General features: G+C 41.4%; 18 protein-coding genes. 10 read left to right on the plus strand and 8 right to left on the minus strand.

Annotated elements, in window-relative coordinates; translation table 11 throughout:
* Positions 1-288: 288 nt before the first annotated feature.
* The 3 genes from LEP1GSC047_RS01830 to LEP1GSC047_RS01840 all read left to right on the plus strand — a co-directional run bounded on the left by LEP1GSC047_RS01830 (position 289) and on the right by LEP1GSC047_RS01840 (position 3630).
* A complete protein-coding gene (locus LEP1GSC047_RS01830; protein WP_010412359.1) occupies positions 289-1383 on the plus strand; it encodes a hypothetical protein in 1095 nt (364 codons plus the stop codon).
* Positions 1384-1614: 231 nt separating this feature from the next.
* Positions 1615-2586 (plus strand): sterol desaturase family protein, encoded by a 972-nt coding sequence (locus LEP1GSC047_RS01835; protein WP_010412356.1) that lies wholly within the window; start codon positions 1615-1617, stop codon positions 2584-2586.
* Between the two features lie 225 nt (positions 2587-2811).
* A complete protein-coding gene (locus LEP1GSC047_RS01840; RefSeq protein WP_010412353.1) occupies positions 2812-3630 on the plus strand; it encodes an acyl-CoA desaturase in 819 nt (272 codons plus the stop codon).
* Between the two features lie 79 nt (positions 3631-3709).
* On the opposite strand, the gene LEP1GSC047_RS01845 is transcribed toward LEP1GSC047_RS01840, so the two are convergent.
* Positions 3710-4270 (minus strand): heme-binding beta-barrel domain-containing protein, encoded by a 561-nt coding sequence (locus tag LEP1GSC047_RS01845; protein ID WP_020988107.1) that lies wholly within the window; start codon positions 4268-4270, stop codon positions 3710-3712.
* Here LEP1GSC047_RS01845 and LEP1GSC047_RS01850 point away from each other — a divergent pair.
* A complete protein-coding gene (locus tag LEP1GSC047_RS01850; RefSeq protein WP_010412347.1) occupies positions 4257-4517 on the plus strand; it encodes a hypothetical protein in 261 nt (86 codons plus the stop codon). The two genes, LEP1GSC047_RS01845 and LEP1GSC047_RS01850, sit on opposite strands and share 14 nt — an antisense overlap.
* A gap of 59 nt (positions 4518-4576) precedes the next feature.
* Here the strand turns inward: LEP1GSC047_RS01850 and LEP1GSC047_RS01855 are convergent, their stop codons facing one another.
* Positions 4577-4783, minus strand: a complete 207-nt coding sequence (locus tag LEP1GSC047_RS01855; protein ID WP_010412344.1) for a YgaP family membrane protein — start codon at positions 4781-4783, stop codon at positions 4577-4579.
* 271 nt (positions 4784-5054) lie between these two features.
* The gene (locus LEP1GSC047_RS01860; RefSeq protein WP_010412341.1) at positions 5055-5561 is read right to left on the minus strand and encodes a DUF1993 domain-containing protein; all 507 of its coding nucleotides are present in this window, start codon (positions 5559-5561) and stop codon (positions 5055-5057) included.
* Positions 5562-5830: 269 nt separating this feature from the next.
* Here LEP1GSC047_RS01860 and LEP1GSC047_RS01865 point away from each other — a divergent pair, with 269 nt between their 5' ends.
* Together LEP1GSC047_RS01865 and LEP1GSC047_RS01875 are read left to right on the plus strand one after the other, a co-directional pair.
* Positions 5831-6616 (plus strand): acyl-CoA desaturase, encoded by a 786-nt coding sequence (locus LEP1GSC047_RS01865; RefSeq protein ID WP_010412338.1) that lies wholly within the window; start codon positions 5831-5833, stop codon positions 6614-6616.
* Between the two features lie 661 nt (positions 6617-7277).
* Positions 7278-8198 carry a histidine kinase N-terminal 7TM domain-containing protein gene (locus LEP1GSC047_RS01875; RefSeq protein ID WP_039933812.1) on the plus strand — a complete coding sequence of 307 codons (921 nt, stop codon included), beginning with the start codon at positions 7278-7280 and terminating at the stop codon, positions 8196-8198.
* Between the two features lie 40 nt (positions 8199-8238).
* On the opposite strand, the gene LEP1GSC047_RS01880 is transcribed toward LEP1GSC047_RS01875, so the two are convergent.
* A complete protein-coding gene (locus tag LEP1GSC047_RS01880; protein WP_238325505.1) occupies positions 8239-8622 on the minus strand; it encodes a helix-turn-helix domain-containing protein in 384 nt (127 codons plus the stop codon).
* Between the two features lie 220 nt (positions 8623-8842).
* Here LEP1GSC047_RS01880 and LEP1GSC047_RS01885 point away from each other — a divergent pair, with 220 nt between their 5' ends.
* The 3 genes from LEP1GSC047_RS01885 (at position 8843) to LEP1GSC047_RS01895 (ending at position 11070) form a co-directional block, all read left to right on the plus strand.
* Entirely contained in the window at positions 8843-9769 is a 927-nt protein-coding gene (locus tag LEP1GSC047_RS01885; protein ID WP_010412326.1) for a histidine kinase N-terminal 7TM domain-containing protein, read from the plus strand.
* Positions 9770-10244: 475 nt separating this feature from the next.
* Positions 10245-10619 carry a hypothetical protein gene (locus LEP1GSC047_RS01890; RefSeq protein WP_010412322.1) on the plus strand — a complete coding sequence of 125 codons (375 nt, stop codon included), beginning with the start codon at positions 10245-10247 and terminating at the stop codon, positions 10617-10619.
* Positions 10603-11070, plus strand: coding sequence for a hypothetical protein (locus LEP1GSC047_RS01895; RefSeq protein ID WP_010412319.1), 468 nt, complete (start codon positions 10603-10605; stop codon positions 11068-11070). The genes LEP1GSC047_RS01890 and LEP1GSC047_RS01895 overlap by 17 nt, the downstream gene beginning before the upstream one ends.
* Positions 11071-11186: 116 nt before the next feature.
* Here LEP1GSC047_RS01895 and LEP1GSC047_RS01900 read toward each other — a convergent pair whose 3' ends face one another.
* From LEP1GSC047_RS01900 to LEP1GSC047_RS01920, 4 genes are all read right to left on the minus strand, one after another.
* Complete coding sequence (locus LEP1GSC047_RS01900) at positions 11187-11615, minus strand: hypothetical protein (protein WP_010412316.1); 429 nt, start codon at positions 11613-11615, stop codon at positions 11187-11189.
* Positions 11612-12115 (minus strand): SRPBCC family protein, encoded by a 504-nt coding sequence (locus tag LEP1GSC047_RS01905; RefSeq protein ID WP_010412312.1) that lies wholly within the window; start codon positions 12113-12115, stop codon positions 11612-11614. Before LEP1GSC047_RS01905 ends, LEP1GSC047_RS01900 begins: the two co-directional genes overlap by 4 nt.
* Before the next feature lie 28 nt (positions 12116-12143).
* The gene (locus tag LEP1GSC047_RS01910) at positions 12144-12506 is read right to left on the minus strand and encodes an ArsR/SmtB family transcription factor (protein ID WP_010412310.1); all 363 of its coding nucleotides are present in this window, start codon (positions 12504-12506) and stop codon (positions 12144-12146) included.
* A gap of 335 nt (positions 12507-12841) precedes the next feature.
* Positions 12842-14413, minus strand: a complete 1572-nt coding sequence (locus tag LEP1GSC047_RS01920; RefSeq protein WP_010412304.1) for an exonuclease — start codon at positions 14411-14413, stop codon at positions 12842-12844.
* A 764-nt stretch (positions 14414-15177) separates the two neighbouring features.
* Between LEP1GSC047_RS01920 and LEP1GSC047_RS01930 the strand changes: the two genes are divergently transcribed.
* Positions 15178-17484, plus strand: a complete 2307-nt coding sequence (locus LEP1GSC047_RS01930; protein WP_020988113.1) for a patatin-like phospholipase family protein — start codon at positions 15178-15180, stop codon at positions 17482-17484.
* Positions 17485-17643: the final 159 nt, after the last annotated feature.

Here is a 17643-nt window from a genome sequence, read left to right on the forward strand (position 1 = left end):
TTCTATTCCGATGACGATCTGCGTTTTCCCGAACTGAATCGAAATTTCTTCCGCCGATGCTAACGCAAAATCCGGGCGTTCGGACTTCTCTCAAAAAAGATATTTATCAAGTGATACGTTTTTCGCAGCTCGATCGTACTTTTACGACCTGAGAAGCAAGCGTATATTTCAGAAATGTTGCAATTTATTTACACGTAAAAAATCAATTCTTTTGCTCCGAGATTCATTACTCTATTTTATATTAAGATAAAATAGTCGTACGGTTGAGGAGGACAATTTCGTCGGATAATGGATAAATGCAGACTATTATGCGTCGTTGAAATTGTCGAGGGAGTTCAAGTGTCCGCTTTTCCGTCATTAGATTCGATTTACGAGGAGAGAAAGACTCCTCGGGGATTTCTAGTCAAAATCAAGCTAGCTAAGATGAACTATGTGGTCTTTACGGCTAAAGGTCCGGAGATCCCGAAAGGTTCGAAAAATCATTCCATTATCGTACCCGTACCGAAGATCGCATTTTTGGGCGATGGATTCGATTTATCCCACTTTCGGCTGGGAGAATTAAGTTTTGTTAATGTAACTCGCGGAAAATTGGTAATTCCCTTTCAACATGCCAGTACAGGAAGCGAAGTTCGATCGGTTTTTTTAAATAGCGGAAGCGAGTGCGATGTTCTTCCCGTAATTATACTTCATTACAGGAAATGTGAAGATCTACTTCGGGCCCGGGCGGCAGGGATTGAAATCCACCATTTAGTCCTGGACGAGAATTTCCCCCGGGAAGATTTGATATCCCAAAAAATCCGATTCCCTTCGCTTAATATGCTGATTATCAGAAGCAAGGCCGCTCTGTTGGCGGTGACCAAGGATAAAAATCCTGAAAATATGGTCCGATCAAAGAATGAGATCGAGAAAAATTCGAACGTAGTTGACTTCAAGACGGTTCGCGCATCCGACCTTGCCGAGAAGGAAAATTTAAATTTACATTCCGTTAATCCCGTTTTCTTAGCTCAAGTTCACTTACAAAAAAATGAACTCGAAAAAGTTAAACAGCTCCTTTTGGATTTTTCCCTCGATCCCGAAGAAATAACATTCATTCGTATATTTCTTGAACTGATGATTCGAGACGACGGGAATAAAGAAGAAAGAAGAAGCCGGCACAATAAACTGTTAAATTTGAACGAAGGGTTCCGTCTGGCCGGATTGATATTGGGAATGAGAGTAGTCGAGTTCGAAGCCGAACTCGAAAAGGGATTTTCTCTAGAAATTGCAAGTATGGTATTGGCGCTTTTGGAGAAGGGGCAATCGGAATCGAACGAGATCGAGCGGGAAATTATATTATGGGAATGGAAACTTAAAACCAAACGGTTATTCAAAAAGAATGCGTAAAGGAGAAAGATCGCATCCGCCGATTTTTCGATCGATTGACTCCGAATTTTCAACGTTCTTGCAAAATTCTAGAAATTCTCCATATTTATGAATTATAGGATCTTGGATTAAGATAGATCGTTCATTCCTTCTGCTGGAATTGTTCTAAAAGCCCGGTTCGAGCCGATTTGGCATCCCTCAAATTCAATTGACTGGGAAAAGATAGGGTAGTTTTTTTGAAATAGAAATCCTATGGATTTAAATTTCAGTAATATCTACTCAGCGTTGCTAAGCCCGATTCGGATAATATTTCTCCCGTCGGTAAAAATATATTGGTTATATCTTTTAAGTTCCGTTATTATCACCGCATTTTTCATTCTTTGGCAAAAAATCCGCGTTAAAGATTTTAATGTCGGAAATTATTTGAGTAAAATTTTATCCAGGGAGTATTGGCTACACAAATCGGCTTTAATAGATTATAAATATTATTTTTTAAATACGATTTTGTTCAGTTTTTATTACGGCTATTTCGTTCTTTCCGGTGCGACCGTTTCGGCTTTTGTGAATAACGGTTTGGTTCGTTTATTCGGCGTGCTAGCGTATGAGATCCCCTTCGACTCTTCCGTGCTAATCGTATTATATTCCATTCTATTTTGGCTGATGAACGACTTCGGAAGATTTCTTGCGCATTGGCTTTTGCATAAAAACTCTTTTTTTTGGGAGTTCCATAGACTCCATCATTCGGCGGAAGTTTTGAACCCACTAACGGTTTATCGAGTTCATCCTGTGGAGGCGATTCTCGTTAATTCTTTAGGGGCTTTTTTTTCGGGGATTGTTACCGGAGTCGCGATGTTTGCATTTCCGATGACAATTACGATGATTTCTTTTTTTGGCGTGAACGTAGGAATCTTCATTTTCAATCTATACGCAAATTTAAGACATTCGAATATTGCCATTCATTTTCCGAAATGGCTAAGTCATATCTTTTTAAGTCCCGCTCAGCATCAGATTCATCATAGCGTTGATGTTCGACTTCAAAATAAGAATATCGGAGTTACGTTTGCTTTCTGGGATTTGTTTTTAGGGAGTCTATATATTCCCGATCGGCATGAAACGGAGGAAATAACCTTCGGATTGCAGGATGCCAAGCAAGAGGATTTCGAGAATTTCTTCTCCATTTATTTTTTACCTTTTAAAAGGATTTTTGATATTCTTAAAAGATAGATTACGGTTATTTTTTCGAAAGTCGTTCGCTTGCATTGCGATCGGTTTTTTTTGTTCCTCTATTTGTATCTCCCATTGCCGGAAGCCAGCTTATCCATACTTTCGATTTTAGAATGAGGGGAAATCCATTGACCTCTCCTTTGATCCGATTTATCGTAGGCCGAATCAATTTCAATCGAACGATCAGTCCGTCGATTTTCGAACGAAATCTGAAAGGAGTAAGCGGTGATATTCATTTCGATTTTCTTTGCGGGTCATTGGTTACTTTCGGTTTTTGTTCAATCATTCTTTCTGCATAGATATTCCGCACATCGTATGTTCGAGATGAATCGGATTTGGGAAAGATTTTTCTACTTTTTCGCCTTTATCGTCCAAGGATCTTCATACTTAAATCCGCGAGCTTATGCAATCATTCATAGAATGCATCATGCCTATAGCGATTCCGAAAAGGATCCGGTTTCTCCCGTCATTTCAAAGGGCTTTTTCGATATGGTAAATAAGACGGCCATTGCTTTCAACGGGATTGCGAACGGGAGCGCGGAGGTCGAAACGAAATTCAAAGGCAATTATCCGGAGGTACCCCGGCTTGATAAATTCGCGGATTCCTGGCCTGTCAGAATATTTTTCGGAAGTTGTTACACTTTATTTTATTTCGCGTTTGTACCGACCGATGCGACTTGGATGTACGTACTTCTCCCGATACATTATTTTATGGGACCCGTGCAAACTGCGATCGTAAATTGGTGCGGGCATAAGTACGGATATAAAAACCATCCGAAACACGGTGATCATTCCAAAAATACGCTGCCGATCGACGTTATTATCTTAGGTGAATTATACCAAAACAATCATCACGCTCATCCTAATTCGCCGAACTTCGCTTATCGTCGGTTTGAATTCGATCTTACCTATCAGATTATCAAACTGATGCACTTCTTAAAAATCATTGGGATACGCAGAGCAACGTGGACACGACAGGGAAAAAGGATAGTTCCCGGAACTATCCTTTTTCCGTCGAGCGATGCAGTCAAAGTTCGATTGTGAGCGCGGCTTTATCCACTACTTTAGAAAAGTACGAAATCGAATCGGAAGGCTCCGTGATATGCCGACAAGCTCATGCCTTTCATTTTTGCAGACGTAACGTATTATCGTCCGTATGAGTAAACGTTTTGTCGTAGATTTTCAGTACTGTCGACTGCGAATAGGAAAGGAATTCGCCTCGGACCGTCAAAGTAATTTCGTACGAAAGCGTTTGGGCGGTGGAGTGCATAAACGGTGACTGTATGATTCCCCAGTCAGCATCGCCCGCTTTTGCCGATAGTTGAAGTCGGGTCGCACTTGCTTCCTGTTCCGATTTTTGAAATTGCCCGCCCGCGAGCACGCATACGCCGCGGGGAATCACGAAAGTATGAAAGATGTTGCGCGTTTTTTCTTCCCACATCCAATAGCCCGTTTGATCGTGAAAAACCTTACTGTCCGATTTTCTACTTACAAGTTGTCTATAATATAACCCGGCTAGGATTTGCGATTCTGCGTTAGTAGTTAAGCCGATAGGTTCGAATGAGATCGATTCAAAATAAGGATTTACTTCTTGGCCTACAGGAAGTGGAGAAATGTCCAATCCTTTATCTCCCTGCCAATGACCGATCAGTGCGGATAGGGGACCGTATATGGTTTCTGTCATTATTCATCCTTGTTGGAAATTGTATACCGATTATCAATCCTGTCCGCGATCGGTAAACAAGAATACTCCTCAAGGTCGGGATCGGCTCGATCCAACTCTAAAGATCAATAAAGCATTTATAATATTAGAGATTGTCGTTCGGTTAAAAGAGGACCTACAGATCCGTAGGTCCTTACATATTCCGAGTTTTATTTCGTCCGTATTCTTGGAGCTTTGCAACGCAAGCGGAATGGAAAACGGATCGTGAATAGATCCTGAACTTTGACCTCGGATAGAAATTCCGAGAAGTACTTTGTAGTTTAAAGTTTAGGCGTTTTTCCGTCTAGAGTCGTTACTTAAACCCAGGACTTGATAGATCGGGCACCATCCGATCAAGCCCGTTAAAAACGGAATTTGACCGACAATGACCGCAATAATTCCCAAGGAATTATGCGCCCAAAATCCCCAAGCTACCAGCGCTAATCCTAGGATGGTTCTTGCGGATCTATCGAACATTCCTTCATTGATTTTCATTGTCTTCCTCCCCGTACGCGTATTAATTATGGCACTAAAGGAATCATTGTCAAGTTTTACCGATCGTAAGATCCGATAGGAATCCCTGATTCTTATTAACCGGATTGAAAGAATATATTAAAATAGATTTTTGTAATATTTCCGGTAATTTTTACGCCTCGGCTAAAGAGCTAAGTCATATCGACCTCGCCCTGAATCGTTCGGGAATCTTTTGGTCGAACGCCCTCGATTCGAAATCTCGGGCGATTTAGGAGAAATTCCTTTTTAAGGATTAATTCTTAAACGGCATTTCTCCTAAATAATCCTTTTTGCCCACATCGACTCCGTTGTGTCGTAGAATATCGTATGCGGTTGTAACATGAAAATACATATTCGGAATAGCGTGCTGAATAACGTATTCCAATCCGGTTAAATATTTTCCTTCCCAACGAGGTTGCGAGATTCTTCTGCTGTTGGCTTCGCTAAATTCTCCGGCGGAAAAAGTTCCTAGATATTTGACTACTTCGTCGATTCTAGTTTTCAATTCGGGAAGGGTTTTTTCTTGGTCCTCATGGACGGGGGCTTGCTTCCCTGTCAAACGGGCAGATGCGAGTTTCGCAGTGTCGCAGGCAATTTGAATCTGTCTTATAAGATTGAACTGATCCGGGGCTAGTCGGGCATTTAACAGGACTTCGATGTCGATTTTTTTGGTCTCGGCAAAATGGGTCGCTTTATCTAGAATTCGGCTTAGATTTTGCAGCATTTTGGTAAATTGCGGTACGGTGATTTCGTATATCATTGATCCATCCATACGATCCATTGAAGGAGGAAACGAGGAGTCAGCAAGTCTTTTACTCGAACGAGTCGCGCTAGACTTTGGCATATTCCTGAATCATCGATGCGCTTTTCGTGGATCGATCCGTCGATCCGAAACCGTTCCATATATTACAATCAATCTTTTTAGATCGAAATGATCGTCCGTTTCTGCAACACTTTCCGGAAATAGAGCTCAGATAGGGTGAGATTTAGTCTTCTATTCTCGGAATATAAATCGGAAAGGAGTTCCGCATGCCGATTATCTTGAGTTTTTTTATTGGACATTGGTTTCTTTCAACCTTCCTTCAATCTTTTTTTCAGCATCGTTACTCCGCACATCAAATGTTCATACTGAGTCCTTTCTGGCAAAAATTCTTTTATGTTCTAACGTTCCTCGTACAAGGATCCTCGTTTTTAAATCCAAGAACATACGCGATTCTGCATAGAAAGCACCATGCATTCAGCGACACTTTGAAAGACCCCCATTCACCGGTCACTTCCAGGAATTTTATAGATATGCTTTTAAAAACGGCAAACGGATACGATGATATTCGAAATTATAAAACCGACGTAGAAAAGGAATTTAAAGGACATTACCCGGAAATGCCCGCATTAGATAAATATGCGGAGTCGATTTGGGTAAGACTCATATTCGTTTCCTTATATTCGGTTTTCTATATTCATTTTGTACCGGAAAATGCGTCCTGGCTTTATGCTCTTTTACCGATTCATTTCTTTATGGCGAAAATTCAAGGATCCATCGTTAATTGGTGCGGCCACCTTTACGGGTATCGTAACCATTCCAAAAACCCGGACAATTCGCGTAACACTCTGTCGATCGATTTTCTCATTTTAGGTGAGCTCTATCAAAACAATCATCATGCTCATCCTAATTCTCCTAATTTTGCCTTTAAATGGTTCGAGATCGATTTTACTTTCCAAATATTGAAAGTTTTACATTTTCTTAAAATAGTCAGAATTCAAAGAGCGGTTTGGTCGGAACGGGGAAGAACCGTCCTTCCCGGTTCCGCGGTTTAGAGCAAGTCCGAGCGCTTCGAGGATTACGGTAATGGCCTCGCCGGTTTCGAGGCGGTTCGTTAGGAATTGAAATCTCCGGTCGTTTCGAACGCCGGGGATTTTAGCGGAGTAACGTCTATCGTGTGGAATCCGCTCTATGGAGGAATTTACCTTAGCAAAAGTAACGTTCCCTAGCTCGAATCTAATTTTATCCCTTTCGGAATACTCTTGCGAAGTCGGCCACTGCCCGCAATTTCGGGAAAATTCCTTTACGCAAGCCGAGATCGTCTTCCTAGGGTCTTTTCCGCTCCATTATTTCTCTTGTGCGACCGTAAATTTGGAAGATGCTCGGGTTCGAATTTAAAGTCCACCAGACAAAATAGCATTGCAAAAAATATGCGAAAGATTTTAAAAAGGTTAGATTGAATCGGAATGCAAGGCGATTCATGGATTGGTTGCTATAGTAAGGTCCTTCGTTCCCTTAATAATACGAATATTTTATACTGCCTCGCAAAATTCAGCTCCAGGAATGTTCGATACTATGACTCTATGCAAGATATTTTTATGAATTTTACAAAACTCTTCCGACAAGAGGAGAAGCTTTCTAACAAGAATTCAAAAAAAATCAAAAACCTTTTTCACGAAAAATCCCATTTGAAAATTCGATTATGCGGAGGCGACATTGGCCCTATTGACTTTTATCCTACTTTTTTCTTCAGCAGTTATTTTTTATAAATTTTCGAATAAAAATACTCTATCCTATGCGTTCACACTTTTAACTTTGTGCCTGGCATTTTGGGGCTTGTTTCTATTCCTTTGCGATATTCGGTTTCCCGCTCGGATTCGAATTCCAATCATAGATTTTATCACCGTTTTTCCTCTACCGATTCCGATTCTAGTAACCTATATCACTCACAATTACACGCGACCCAATGATCTTTCTTCGCCTCCTTTAATCGCTATTATCGCTCATATTCTGTTATTGGGGTTTTTTATTTGGTTTTCTTGGGAAGGGAAAGTGACTCCCTTTAGGCTGGAAAACGAAGAAGTAGTCTACAGAGGTAGTCTGTACTATTATCTATATTGCGGTTATTTGTACGGCTCCATATTTATCGCCTTAGTTTTAATAATACGGAATATATTCGATGACGAATATTTTGTCCGACTTCATTCGATTTACATGTTTGCCGGAATTGCAATCGGCTTATTTATCTCCACGGTTCTCACGGTTGTCTTACCGTTACTCGGAATATCTTTGAACTCGATATCGGTCATCGGATTACTTATTTTTCTATGGCTAACCTGGATTCCGATCGCTCATTTCAGACTTTTTAATATAGAACTTGTGGATTTTAAGCAGGATTTTCGAAATCCTAGAATTTCTACCGCGATCCTATCAATTAACCGATATCTATTAAATAAGTTAAATCCCGTCAAATATAAGGAAATCTGCGATCAATTTGAAAATATCCGAAGAGAAGAAGTTTACGCTTTGCAAGCGGAAATGCTTTTGGAGACCTCGTACGGTAAAAAGGGAAGCATTTCGGATCAGGTTCGCATGTATGCGAAGAAAATAACCGACCTTTTTATCGGTTCAAAATAATAAATCGCCCGTTTCGTTCCAAGTCGGTTCGAACCATTGATTATTTTGAACGCAATTTGTGATCACCTTCTTTCTTTGCCAGCGACTCGATGAGCAAAAAGACGGCTTCTCGATCGGAATCGGAAAGTTCGGAAAGCAAGAGTAAAACGTAGCGAGAAGCGCTTGTTTTCGAAATTAATCGCAAAAATTCTTCCTGATCTTTCGGGTTCCGGATTTCGTAAGATCGATTCATCAACCCTGTCGGTTTAGTTCCGTCTATCAGCCATTCGGCTCGATATCCCGTCGCTTTTTCGATCTTTAACGCGATTGAATAGGATAGAGGCTGTTTACTTGATTCGATCAAACTTAGCATCGCTTGCGTTATTTCGACGAATTCCGCAAATTCTTTTTGATTGAATTCTTTGTTTAGTCCGTGTAATCGCACGAATTTTATTCGTTCTCCCGCTGTCTTTGACATATAAATTATTTATATAAAAGAATTGTCAAAATTTAACAATTTATACATATATGAAAAAACATATATGGCAATTTCAAGCAAATTAACAATGGAAAATGTTCTAATCCGGTTCTGCGGCTTAAAAACGGATCATTCGCTTAGTTTCAACGGATTAAAGTTTGCCCGTAGAGGACTTTGGTGAGTTGAAATGGAGGCAAGCTTGGTTATTTTTACCTTTATTTTGCTTTCCTTAGCGGCGATCTGCTTTTACAGATGGTCGGAAAGAAATTTACTCAGTTTTTCTTTTTCGTTACTGACGTTCTTACTGGCCGTATGGTGTGCTCTTTTAACCTTGAGTGAAATTCCTTTCCCGAAATCGGTTCAAACATTCCTTGTGAATATAATTCCGATTCCGGTTATCTACATTCCAATATTGTTAACCTATATCATTTTCAATTATACGAGACCGCATTCATTAATATGGCCGCCTTCTTTATTCAATGCATTTCACGTTATTACGATTTTGTTCTTTTCTTGGTTTGCATTTAAAGGGATAGTCGGTCCTTATCAAATGAAGGATGGTTTGAAAGTTTTCCATCCAGGGCCCCTTTATTATGCGGCTTGCGCGTACATTTATATTTCGATCTTTGCCTGTGCGGCTGTACTTGCGCGTAATATTTTTAAGGGAAATTATTTCGTTAGATTGCATTCCATTTATTTATTTACGGGGGTAATGCTTGGCGGAGTCGTATCCGCCGTTTTCGTAATAGTGCTTCCGTTATACGGAATTTCCTTAAGATTCATGGCGGTATTAGGAATACTCGTGTTCCTTTGGTTTGCTTGGATTCCGATCACTAAATACAGGTTATTCGACATCGAATTGGCCGATTTCAAGTGCGATCTTCGCAGTCCCCGGTTATCCTCCGCGATAGTATCCGTCAATCGCTATCTATTGAATACGCTGGATCCGAAGGCCTTCAAGGAACTTTGCGATCAATTCGAAGTTAAGAGACAAAATGAAATCTACGCTTTGCAGGCAGAAATGCTTTTGGAAGTCCACTACGGTAAGGAAGGAGGCGTTTCCGATCATGTTAGCAAGTATGCTAAGAAAGTAAGTAACCTTTTTTTAAGCTAGAATCGGTACAACCCTAAATCTTCGATTCGGATACGATTTTCCATCGGAGATTGAATTCCTGTTTTCGAAAAATTTAAATACCTTTTCCGATCAACCTTGAACCTGTCTTTAGCACCGAATCATTCCGTTTTAAGGTCTATTTTCTCCGGGCGAAAGTTAATTGTGAAACCGTAATTCTTTCCGATCCGCATTGATAACCGTTTCCGTCCTCTAGTTTGAAGCATTGTCTATTCTGGACCTTTATTCCCGGAAATTTTTCGAATACGGATCACGGGCAATTCGACCGAATGATCAAGCTATTATTTTAGCATTTTGATAAAACAATAGCTTGATTAATGTTAAAATGTTTTTAATCGTGTTTATTAAGTAATGTGGGGCTACCGGGAGTGTTATAGACATTTTAATTTCTATAATTCGGAGATATTCGACATTGGAAGAGTAAAGATCAGGATAGTGGATCTAATATAGTAATATTATGTATTTTGCGAAATGGTATAGTGTAGAGTATTTCGAAGAGAGACTGGGAAACGTATCCCAGGTTCAAGCCTTACGGAAAATTCTGACGATTCGGGATAAAACCTTCAGCTCAACGACTGGAAGAAAAACTTCGAGAATCTTAAAGAATCATATATTCATTTTTAGATTACTAATCAAAGCAAGATTGCAAAGCCGACAAATAAATTGGTTGCGTTCTCAAGTGCTGGAACAACTGAAGGAAATCGCCTCCTTAAAGGATGAAATGCGGTCCTTGCGATGGGAAGCGGCGAATTTGAGAAACGAGCTTTCATTAACTCGAAAAGCTCTTTCTTTTTTTAAGAATGTGAAAGGTATTTATGAAAAAGAATCTTAATTCGAAATTTTGGAAGAAGATCGTTTCCTTATTCTTTTCGGAGAGCGTTCCGGCTGCGAACCGGAAACTTGAATCGGCTCTCGAGCTAACGGCGATCAATATTCGAACTCTCCGTGCATTCGAAGATATTTTCGCATCCGATTGGAAATCCTTCCAAGTCGGGGATATACTGAGGCAATATGAGACGATTACCGGCTACGTGATTCCTAAAAATCAAATAGTAATCGTTACTAAAGTTTATGAAACCCCTAAAACGAAGATTGAAAGGCATTCCGGCGTAGTTCGGACCGTTCACGGCTGGATTATTTGTCATGCAATAGACGGAATGATCGAACTTGAAGTCGATTTTCGTTTTTTTAGAAAGAGTTCCGGGTCGATCCATGCTTTCAAAAATGGAAAGGACTTTCCTAACTACGGAATCTATGATTCGTCCGATCGAAGTAATGCTTAAAAGAAGCCGACGGTCGGCTAAAGAAATATTAAATTTCAGTAAATAAATCGAAAAATATATTTAGAACAATTCCAGTTATTCGGAACTTTCGGCAGAGGATGCGCATTGTGCATCCTCTAAGCATGGATCGTACGCTCTATCACTCCACCGATCCAGGCGCAGGGCAAAGTCGTTATCACAAGCGATATCGGATACCAAGCCGGGCCTAGATCGTATTGCGTAATGGTGACTATCGCACCAAGGGAGCTAAAAAAGAGACCGATTCCTCCTAAGATGATCGCGTGTTTCATCGGATTGTCGGGTGCGTACGTGGCGGTGATATAACTTCCCAGAATCGTGTAGACGATTCGATACGAAAGTGCCAGTGCATTTAAACTCGGATCGTGCATCGGTAACCCCCAGGGAGGATATACATCTAGAATATGTAATATTTCATCCGTACCGAGAGAAAGGACGAAGACGACCACGAATCCTAAGAATATCGACCCTCCGTTTTGCAAAATCGATCGGGAAGATGCATTCTTTTTTTCCGATTGACTTGTCATCTGGCTGCCGTCTGTCCCTTCGCGGATTCCAAAATTTCGTCTAGTCTATCATAGCTCGGAGCGAGACCTTTTTCCATCGGGGAATGAATCACGGCGTCACGCGCTTCGGTTGAAATATAGAGCATCGTGGAGGTTAGGATGGTCTTTCCTGAGTTCTCGGTTAATAGGGTAGTTATGACCGATTCCCCGGGATACCAGGCTTCGTCGAATTTTTCGGTATGAATGATTTTATGTGGGGATTGTACTTCACGATAAATTCCCGCCATTCCCATGGATGTTCCGTCTTCGTTTTGCCAAACGTAACGGTATTTGCCGCCTACCTTCAGATCTATTTCACAGATTTCTAAAGTCCATCCCGGAGGGCCGGTGAGCCAACGTTTTACTAGGTCGGGTTTCGTAAACGCACCAAAAACTAAATGGGCTGAGGCGTTGAATTCGCGGGTTATCACGATTTCTAATTCACCCTTTGCCGTTATCTTCAAATTTCCCGTATTCTTCATTTTTATCTCCAGAATCTATTTTAAGTTCCTATTCGTTTTCTTTTTCCGTGCGATATGAGTTTAGCTCTTCCAATAATGTATCGAGTCGATCAAAACTAACCTCCCAAAACTTTCGGTAATTTTCCAGCCATTGACAAGCTTCCGCTAACGGCTGAGCCTGTATCCTCCGAGGTCGTCTCTGAGCGTCTCGACCTCTTGAAATTAAGCCTGCCTGTTCCAAAACTTTTAAATGCTTGGAAATTGCGGGCTGGCTCATTGCGAACGGCTTTGCCAGGTCCATGACCGTAGTATCCCCCGAGGCTAACCGAGTCAGAATGGCTCTTCTGGTAGGATCGGCGAGAGCCGCAAATGTGACATTGAGCCGGTCGGATACGCTTACTGAATTAATCATAGTTTATATAACCATATGGATATATAATGTTTTTTAGCAAGTCTTTTCGGGTCTCGCAGTTTTTTTTCGATAGAAAAAACGAAATGAGGGAGACGGAGAATATGGCATGTTTAGGACTTTTTAGGTTCCGGTATGGAACCTGCGCCGGAAAATCGATGGATTCCCGAAGCCGAAGGGAGATTCGGATCAACGACGGAATCGAACAGTCCAAAGGAAATTCAATTCGAACTTTCTTCCCGCGCCGAAACGATACGTTAGTTCGAGGATATCGAAAATCGATACGCTTCTTTTTTTAAGACAAGAAAATGGAACCTCGCCGAACATTGATTCGGCGTCTAGATTCCTTCGGGATACTGTTCGTTATTATAAATCATATTGCGAACTTCCTCGACCAATTCCCGTCTCAAGTCGGTTTTTATGGCGCTCAGTCTTTCCGTGAATCTAAGTCTTTCATTCAATTGTTTATGCTGAATGTTTCCTAATTCTCTTAATATACTTGAAAGCATCGCGCCTCGGAAGCCGATAAAATAGGCAAATCTCACGTACCAAGGGAAATTTTTCGCGAGGCATGAAAACGCGATGCTGCAAAACGACGACTGAGCATCCGAATCGGATAAAACCGAAAGCAATTTTTTCTTATATTTATTGAGCAATAAGATGAAGCGATAGCTGGTCGGATTTTCGAACGAATAGCGTTCCGATAAAGCTATAATGACTTCTCTGATAGTGGCATCATCCGAGCGACATATGCAGAGTTCCGGAAATTCGTCTCCATAATAAACGTAACTAAGGATACTGTCATCCTCTTCGGCATTCTCGATGAGAGGAGAGTCGTACGGAATATCGGCGCCTAGAGAGAAGGTTAAAAATTTATCCAGCGGTTTCTTCCCGCTCTTTATTAAGGATTTTATTTTGGTAATATTCGCCTTTTCGTTTGCGTCACTTTCGTATTCTTCGTAAGCCAGGGATTTTTTTGTGACGAATGCACCTACTCGGAAGAAATCATTTATAGGAGTGTCTTTCGGAAGCATTCCCTCCAACTTAGGAAATTCTGCGGCGTATATTTTCTTGTATATGGAGGAAAGATTACCGGAACTCAATCTAGTTTCTTCCTGCAATACTTCCTCACGAAAGGAAACTAACTCTAAAGCTACCTGAGGGTTGAGATCGACGATGGTTCTGATAGCTTTGCTGGAATACAGTTCCGCTATTATTTGATAAGCTTCATCGACGTTTTGCTCCGGAATGTATACGTAACCCGCATTCTTTGTGAGAGCTAAAAATCCGTCCTCATAGATTAGATTTCTTATGATGATCTTCGAATCTCTGAGCATCAACGGACTACAAAGCCCCATCTCGTGAACCTTCCGTAAGCAGGAATCCAAAGCGTCTTCGACCTTCCCGCCTTCCGTGGGAGGCTTATTTTCCGCGAAACTTTGGAATAGAATCGGAAGCTTGACCTCCCTTTCGGTTTGCCTGAGAATTTCATAGTTACGAATCGCCCACGCGGATCGTCTCATTATCTCTATAAAGAGAGTTTTGATAGAAAGCGGATCGAAACGACTGGCACGATCAAGAGCGATTATATGAACAGTCTGTCCCAACTCTCTGGAATCCGTATTGAAGCTGATTCTAGGGACCACTGCGATTAAGCGGTCTTTTACTAGATTTAAAATGTTTTCCTTAACTTTCCTATCCAGCCCCTCCGTATTTGCGATATAGGGAATTTTGCCCGCCTTCAATCCTTCGAGATTCGAAAAGTCGCTGGCAACTATCAATAAATGCTCGGCTTCCGGATCGTAGTAGGGTCTATCACCTTTTTTGAAACTGTCTTTCGAAAAAAGGTTTAAATACGGTAAATCAAGACCGACGGTCACGATTTTGAGGAGTTCTGCAGTTGAGCTCATGTCGATAATTCCAAATTCTTTATTAGAAATGCTTTAAAAGCTAGTATTATAGTATAAAGAACTACTAGAATATCGAAAATAAAACATGAATAATGCATAATTCAATAAATTTCGGCCGGTTAAAAGCAGGAATTTTTATGAATTAATGATACTTGAATATTAATTTTATGTTGAATTTTTTGCGGATTCTTTTCGTCAAACAGTAAGCATTATCCGAATTTGGCGGTTTTCTAATGGGCCCTCGAATTTTGCCGATCGATTTGATCCCTAACAATTTAGCATAGCTTTTTCCGCCTCGGAATATTCGCTACGGAGTGGGCTTCTTTAGTTCCGAATCGACGGAAACGGGCGGGTCCGAGACTCGGAGTCGGGCTTCAGGTCGCTTTTGAGGAGTCCATATCGAGTCCGAGTTAAAAATAAATTCGCAGGATAATTTATCACTGGAAGCCTCTTTTTTGTTCGGGAAAAGGCAAAAAGCCCGACGCTAGACCGCTTTTTCGAATTACGGATCATGATGATTTTTTTTAAAATGCCCGTCCTGCATGTTGACAGCGGGAGAAATATTTTCGAATCCGATTCCTTTTTAATCGGTAAATTTGCTTTCTTCTGTCCGATTTTGTGAACTTATTAGTATTCGCTCCGAGATCATCTGTTCGTTCATTTGAAATCGATTCTATGTATTTTAATTCTTTCTGCGAAGGGGTGAGTAATCCGGGCGCTAGTATCGATTTATAGTAAATACATCGTTCCAAGTGTTGATATCCGTGCCCATAAAGAAAATTAAAACGCCCCCAAATTGGTTCGCCTCCGTTTTTCAAGCCAATCCTGAATTATTTCCGGATTGGACAGAGTCGGAATTGCGCGCTTTTGCCTCCGCGTTTGAGATTCTGAAAATTCCTTCCGGAAAAGCGGTCGTAGATCCGCGCAAGAATTCTTTAAAACTATATTTCGTTATCGAAGGAGTGTGCGAGGAATTCTCCTTACGCGACTCTTCTTCTACAAGAGAAATCGGCCCGGGCGCTTATCTCGGGGAAGCGAGCTTTTTCCATTGGGAAGAGGGTGTTTTAGGTGTTCGTACAAAAACCGATTCTATAGTAGCGGCAATAGCGAGACAGGAGTGGAATCGTCTGGAAAAAAAATTTCCTCATCGGCTGGGGCTACTCGCTAGTCGGATAATAAGTCGGCGGTTCTTTCGCTTAGCGATCGTTCGCCCTAGCCAAAAGGAAATTTTGGATTTTCTTTCCAGCCTTGAAATACTATTTCATTTCGATCGTAACAAAGTATCCAAACTGCAATCCCATTTGGAATGGTTGTATGTTCCCGGAGGAGAGAGGCTGATTCGTCAGGGAGATCCGGGAAATTCTTTATATATAATCGTTTCCGGGCGTTTCCGATTTGTGACGGAGGATGGGAACGGTAAAAGAATCAGCGAAGGAGAATTCGGAAAAGGGGATATCATCGGAGAGATGTCGTTGTTGACCGGAGAGCCTAGATCCGCTTCGGTTTATGCTCTCCGCTCCGGACAAGTTATTCGAATATCCCGGGACGGCTTTCGAAAATTCATATCCCGATCTCCGGAAGGTTTATTTCACATAACCGAAACGATTGCGCGACGTCTGAACGAGAAAAATCGAGGAGGGATAAAGGTCGGGCGAAAAGTCCATACGATCGCACTTGTTCCGCTCACTAAAGGTTTTCCTCTCAGGGAATTTTCTAAGGAATTATCCAAAAGTTTAAAACCCTTCGGCAGTTCGCTCACTGTGAGTAAGGATAAATTCGAAAAATTCATTCAGCAACAAAGATCGAAAAAAAATCGCGGAGAAAATTTCGGAATTTCCGAAATCCTTTCGTGGTTTAACGGACTCGAAAGGGAATATGATAAGATCTTTTTCGAAGTCGAACACGAAGATTCGCTTTGGGTAGAAGCCTGTCTTAGGCAAGCGGATCGGATTCTTATCCTGGTCGAACCGGGAAGTCTTTTGGAGGAAGGCCGTCATGCTTGGAAGGTGCTTCAGGGAGGAGGACTTCACGAGACTCTACGCGAAACGGTCTTTTATGTCGAGGACGGTTATTCCAGTTGGCACGTTTTCGAGGACTTATTCAAAAAACTTCCCGGCCAAAGGCATATAGTAAGGAAAAATAAGGCTGGGGAATTTGATCGCGTCGCCAGGCGTATGGAAGGAAAAGCGGTCGGGATTGCGTTGGCCGGCGGCGGTGCGAAAGGTTTTGCACATTTAGGTTTTTTGCATAGTATTCGCGATCAAGGAATTCCGGTGGATCTTATCGGCGGAACGAGCGCCGGTTCGATTATGGCCGGCTTATTTGCCATGGGATACGATTTTCCGGAAATACTTCGTTTAATAAAGGAAGTTTGGATCGATTCCAAGTTAACAAGGGACTATACGATTCCTTTCGTTTCGCTCTTAAATGGTTCGCGTTATTCGAAAGCGATTAAGGATTTTTTCGGCGATAGAAAGATCGAAACGTTATGGATTCCTTTCTTAGCCGTTGCTTGTAATTTAACGAAGTCCGAACCGAAAATCTTCGATCAAGGGGAACTCTGGAAGGCGATACGGGCTAGCACCTCTATTCCGGGTATTTTTCCTCCGTTTTACGACGAGGGATCGCTCTATGTGGATGGAGGTTTATGGGATAATCTCCCCGGACTCTTATTAAGGGAAAAAGGGGCGGATATATTGATATCGGTAGATTTGGGAACGGGTTCTCAGCCTGCAAAAGATCAGGCTTACGGTTCGCTAGTGGAGGGACGTTTTCCGGGTGCAGCTCCTTCCGCCTGGAAACTCATTGTGAACAATTTATTGCCTCGGGAACAAAGGTTGGATTTTCCGCATATTGGAGAGATCTTTATGCGCTCGATGCTGATTTCCAGCCGAAATTCCCTGAAAAAGACCAGGGAATCCTCGGACATCTTCGTTGAACTTCCTGCTCGGGATTTTTCAACTTTCGATTGGAATGAATATTTACGATTGTACGAACTCGGTTACGAGTCTTCCCATTCGAAAGCGAAAGAATGGGCAAAAATCATTCAGGATAAGATCTATTCGAAATAACGACTCGTTCGCGCAATTTCCGATATAACGTTCAAAATGATTATTTATCCTGAAATATCTTTCCGGTCATCCCACTAAATCTAAAGAACTAATAAATGAATCTTTCGTAAAGAAGAAAGGGTATTTTAAAAGTTCATGCTATACTTTCGGGTTAGAAGC

This window comes from Leptospira inadai serovar Lyme str. 10 (assembly GCF_000243675.2).
Classification (GTDB): Bacteria; Spirochaetota; Leptospiria; order Leptospirales; family Leptospiraceae; genus Leptospira_B; species Leptospira_B inadai.

Coding starts and splice junctions, on each gene's coding strand:
- LEP1GSC047_RS01900 (WP_010412316.1), bottom strand. CDS start 11,615: ATGACAAGTCAATCGGAAAAAAAGAATGCATCTTCCCGATCGATTTTG.
- LEP1GSC047_RS01895 (WP_010412319.1), top strand. CDS start 10,603: ATGAAAAAGAATCTTAATTCGAAATTTTGGAAGAAGATCGTTTCCTTA.
- LEP1GSC047_RS01830 (WP_010412359.1), top strand. CDS start 289: ATGGATAAATGCAGACTATTATGCGTCGTTGAAATTGTCGAGGGAGTT.
- LEP1GSC047_RS01855 (WP_010412344.1), bottom strand. CDS start 4,783: ATGAAAATCAATGAAGGAATGTTCGATAGATCCGCAAGAACCATCCTA.
- LEP1GSC047_RS01850 (WP_010412347.1), top strand. CDS start 4,257: ATGGTTTCTGTCATTATTCATCCTTGTTGGAAATTGTATACCGATTAT.
- LEP1GSC047_RS01890 (WP_010412322.1), top strand. CDS start 10,245: ATGTATTTTGCGAAATGGTATAGTGTAGAGTATTTCGAAGAGAGACTG.
- LEP1GSC047_RS01910 (WP_010412310.1), bottom strand. CDS start 12,506: ATGATTAATTCAGTAAGCGTATCCGACCGGCTCAATGTCACATTTGCG.
- LEP1GSC047_RS01920 (WP_010412304.1), bottom strand. CDS start 14,413: ATGAGCTCAACTGCAGAACTCCTCAAAATCGTGACCGTCGGTCTTGAT.
- LEP1GSC047_RS01845 (WP_020988107.1), bottom strand. CDS start 4,270: ATGACAGAAACCATATACGGTCCCCTATCCGCACTGATCGGTCATTGG.
- LEP1GSC047_RS01885 (WP_010412326.1), top strand. CDS start 8,843: ATGGAGGCAAGCTTGGTTATTTTTACCTTTATTTTGCTTTCCTTAGCG.
- LEP1GSC047_RS01860 (WP_010412341.1), bottom strand. CDS start 5,561: ATGATATACGAAATCACCGTACCGCAATTTACCAAAATGCTGCAAAAT.
- LEP1GSC047_RS01835 (WP_010412356.1), top strand. CDS start 1,615: ATGGATTTAAATTTCAGTAATATCTACTCAGCGTTGCTAAGCCCGATT.
- LEP1GSC047_RS01905 (WP_010412312.1), bottom strand. CDS start 12,115: ATGAAGAATACGGGAAATTTGAAGATAACGGCAAAGGGTGAATTAGAA.
- LEP1GSC047_RS01865 (WP_010412338.1), top strand. CDS start 5,831: ATGCCGATTATCTTGAGTTTTTTTATTGGACATTGGTTTCTTTCAACC.